Annotated in this window: 2 protein-coding genes; both read left to right on the forward strand. The window is 30.0% G+C overall.

All coding sequences use genetic code 11. The annotated features are described in order from the left end of the window. Positions 1–57: 57 nt before the first annotated feature. The gene (locus VNJ50_RS13080) at positions 58–906 is read left to right on the forward strand and encodes a DUF2971 domain-containing protein (protein WP_325582630.1); all 849 of its coding nucleotides are present in this window, start codon (positions 58–60) and stop codon (positions 904–906) included. A gap of 474 nt (positions 907–1,380) precedes the next feature. Then, positions 1,381–2,445 (forward strand): hypothetical protein, encoded by a 1,065-nt coding sequence (locus VNJ50_RS13085; RefSeq protein WP_325582632.1) that lies wholly within the window; start codon positions 1,381–1,383, stop codon positions 2,443–2,445. The last annotated feature ends 301 nt before the right edge of the window (positions 2,446–2,746 follow it).

Genomic DNA, 2,746 nt, shown 5'->3' on the forward strand with positions numbered 1-2,746 from the left:
GCCAAACGTTTCATATACGTAACCGTTAGCGGCAATATAGCATAACCCAGACAATAAATGATAATATCAAGAGAATATAAACCAAAAGAAAATGATTTAATTTATCATTATTGTGATTCTAATGCCTTTTTTGCAATTTGCACTAATAGAAAACTTTGGATGAATGACTTGCATTCAATGAATGATTTTATGGAGTTACATTGGGGGTATTCTATTTGGGAACAATCCGCAAATACAAGAATTGAAAAATATGGAAAAGAATTCCTTGACGAAATTGATGAAGTAATTCACTTTTCAGGTTTTCAAGGTTTACTATTAGCAAATTGTTTTTCAACAGACAAAGACGTTTTAAGTCAATGGAGAGCATATGCAGATGACGGAAAAGGATACGTTATTGGTTTTAATGCAAAAGAATTATTAGGACTTCCTATTCGAGCTTTACAAGTTTTATATGACAAGGAACAACAGATAAAAGAAGCGACAGCAACCATTGATGCATTATATCAATTAAAGCAAGAAGACTCAAACGAGTTTAAAACTTTTTGTAATGTTTTTGGATATGACTTATCGGCATTTAAAAACCCCGCATTTATAGAAAAAAAAGAAATAAGACTTATTCATTTATTAGATTTCAAAAAAAGCAATGACTTTATGAAACTTGTTGATAAAGGTGGAATTTATTTTGGCGAAGATAGAAAAGGTGAAGAAATTAAGTTTAGAATAAAACAAGACATACCAACGCCTTATATTGAATTAGACTTTTCAAATAATAATAAAATAAACCCTATTAAAGAAGTAGTAATTGGACCAAAAAATGAAGTAATGAAAACAGCCATTAGAATATTTTTGGAAACGATAGGAATTGAAAAAGTAGAAATAAATAAATCGAATGCCTCATACAGATAAGAAAAACTGCCACTAACAATTGGAGATTCTGTTATATATATTAATTCTCAGAAAAAAGGGATAATAAAAAATTATTTCCACCTGCAAGAGGACGTCGATTTATATTATGATATGATTGACAATCAAATTATAAACTTTTTATAAACTAACTTGATTCTAGATATTAAATTTATAAGTCTCACTTCATGATTAAGACAAGATATATAAGTATAATAAATATTAAATAAAGGATGATAGTTATTGTATTTTGCTTCTCAATGTTAAAAACAAAATGTTTGAGTGTAAAGTTAAATTACATATTCGTATTGGTATAATATATATATTGTAAATAGCCTCTTAGTATCTACAACATATATTGTTAGTTAGGAAATACAAAAGAGGTTAGATGGAAGCTGATTTACTTTTTGTGAATAGGAGTTTTTTGAAAACATACAATATAATAATATTTCAATTAATCTAAAAACAACTACAACAATGAGCGAAATTTCAAATCTAAAAAGTATCGAAAGAAGAATTAAGTGGAAAAGAGGTGATAAGAAACAAACAAACAGAACCTTGGGAATAATTCTTACTGGAGAATATGCTGGATTGGATGAACATCTTATTGAAGCAGAAGTTGAAAAACACTTTGACATTGACACGATCAAGGAAATCATAAGCGTTGGGAAACGAGAGATAACATTCAAATACGCAAATCGATTTGGAAAAAAGATGAATTTGTCTGTTACAGCTACTCCTTTAGAAAATTACACTTGGGACGATATTGATCTTCCTATCAAGCGGAACTCAATTATTATTTACGATTCGGATGATGTAATAATTTTTCATGGAGATAAAGAACAAAACACAGTTGCTTGGTATGCATTAAGTAGTGCCACGCGTGTAATTGGGAATACAGGAGAAACTATCTTTATCAATGATGTCCCAAAACCAATATTATCTGGTTTTGAAAAAGAAATATTTGATGTTATTCAAATGCAACATGTTCATATTATGTTGGAGGATGCGGGCTTAATGGAAATGTATTATTTTGAATTAAGGCAGAAAAAGCTGACCTCATTCTCAAAGTATGTTCAACTTGGTGAGAAAATGGACTTTAAAGATGTATTACTTAAAATAACAGAACTGAGTGTAAAAAGACAAAGTGAAGGTGTTTATGATGGAATTTCTTTTGTATGTGATGGTCTCCTTAATTATTTGATTCCATTGATAGAAAAGGATTTTGAAGAAAAACATGAGGATTATTTAGAAGGAATTGCCAGTTTTATATTAAAATATATCAATCCAAACTATGAAGTGTGGGATGGCGAGGCTGAAGATGATGTTTGTTTCGTTCTGTTGCGAAATAGCTGGTATCAATTGGAGTATCTGATGCTTTATATAGAACGTGATTATTCGAATAGAAATGAGAATGAAGAACTCTACGCAGCATTGTGTTACGCTAAGTGGCTGTTAATAATGGATTCAAGAGGTATTGAAATTGATGAAATTATTCGGAAATATAAAAACGTAGAAACATTCGTTTCAACCATTCGATAGGATGAGTGTATAGATATTGAAACTTCGCCGCTACCGAAAGTTGTATATGCGAAATTACTGACTACAAACGTCAGCTGTCATATTGAACGTGATGCGTGAAATTTACAAATTGTATAATTCCAATATTAATAAATAACTTACTAAAATGACAAGTAAACAAACTGAGATTATGAGTTTTCTTCAGGAAAAAGTATTTGACCCAATTTTGATTTCCTCAGCATCAAAACCAATTAAGAATGGGGTTAATTTAACTATTACAAGATTGAAAAGTCAGAAAGATGCTGCCGGTATGGTGAAGTAT

Source organism: Gelidibacter sp., assembly GCF_035577925.1.
Taxonomy (GTDB): domain Bacteria; phylum Bacteroidota; class Bacteroidia; order Flavobacteriales; family Flavobacteriaceae; genus Gelidibacter.

What these genes read in the sequence shown, in the direction of transcription:
- VNJ50_RS13080 (WP_325582630.1), top strand. Translation starts at nt 58, where the DNA reads ATGATAATATCAAGAGAATATAAACCAAAAGAAAATGATTTAATTTAT.
- VNJ50_RS13085 (WP_325582632.1), top strand. Translation starts at nt 1,381, where the DNA reads ATGAGCGAAATTTCAAATCTAAAAAGTATCGAAAGAAGAATTAAGTGG.